Genomic DNA, 1,231 nt, shown 5'->3' with positions numbered 1-1,231 from the left:
GGTAACGTAACAAATCTTCTGTAAAAATTAAATTGGCCCTGCAGCCTACCATTGTTTGCAGAAAGGAGACACAGGGCCATGGATACCTATGCATTTATCGAAGATTATCTTTCCGATAATCAGAATGGCATGAAGAATCTGATCACTTGGTTCCTCAACCAGGTGATGCTTATGGAAGCGCTCCAGCAGGCGGGAGCTGGTCATTATGAACGAACTGATGAACGCAAGGCTCTCCGTAACGGGTACAAGTCACGGACGCTTAAAACCCGATATGGAGAGACGACGCTTCAGAAACCACAGTTCCGGAATATGCCCTTTGAAACACAGATTTTTGGGAAATACTCCCGTGTTGAGAAGGCGTTGGTGAACGTTATCGTTGAGTCCTATCTTCAAGGTGTTTCGACACGGAAGATCCAGGATATTGTCAGTCATCTTGGTATTGAACAACTCTCTCCTGCCTCTGTATCACGGATGGCCAGGGATCTTGATGAGCAGGTTCAGGCATTCCTCACGAGACCCATTGAACACAAGATTCCCTATATCTTCGTTGATGCATCGTACTTCAAAGTCAGAGATGGTGTTCGCTATGTCAACAAGGCAGCTTTGATTGTCGCTGGAATTCGTGAAGATTATCGAAGAGAGGTTCTCGGAGTCACCATCGCTGCATGCGAGAATGAAGATTTCTGGCTCTCAATCTTCGAAGACCTCAAGGAAAGAGGATTGGATGGAGTTCAAATGGTTGTTTCTGATGGACATAAAGGGATCCAGAAGGCTGTTGAAGGCGCATTCCTCGGATCATCCTGGCAGATGTGTCAGGTCCATTGCTCACGAGCAGTTTTGAAGAACATCCCGCGAAAGATGCAGAAAGAGATCGGTGAATGCCTGAGAGATGCCTATGGTAGTGAGGAAAGGCTTCAGGCTCTTGCAGATGAGTTAAATGACAAAGGATACAGGAAGGCAGCGAATACTATCGAGAGATTCATCCCCGGTCTTCTGAATTATACTGCGTTTCCAAAAGAACACTGGAAGAAAATCAAAACGACAAATATGATGGAGAGGATGAATAAAGAGTTGAAACGGAGAACAAGGGTTGCAGGGGTGTTTCCGAATGACGAGTCCCTCCTTAGACTCATAGGAGCTATCCTAATGGACATCAACGAAGAGTGGGTTACAGGCAGAAGATATTTGTCGGACGAGAGAGAATGATCAACCAAGGAGAGCAGGGTCAGAG

General features: G+C 46.1%; 1 protein-coding gene. It reads left to right on the top strand.

The window, feature by feature from the left end; translation table 11 throughout:
- Window positions 1–78 precede the first annotated feature (78 nt).
- On the top strand, window positions 79–1,206 hold the full coding sequence (locus tag FTO68_RS11810) for an IS256 family transposase (protein WP_255333612.1): 1,128 nt from the start codon (window positions 79–81) through the stop codon (window positions 1,204–1,206).
- Window positions 1,207–1,231 lie beyond the last annotated feature (25 nt).

The organism is Methanocalculus taiwanensis (assembly GCF_024372745.1).
GTDB classification, from domain to species: domain Archaea; phylum Halobacteriota; class Methanomicrobia; order Methanomicrobiales; family Methanocorpusculaceae; genus Methanocalculus; species Methanocalculus taiwanensis.
Note: the sequence above shows the minus strand (reverse complement) of the source record. Positions and strands in the feature narration are given on the sequence as shown.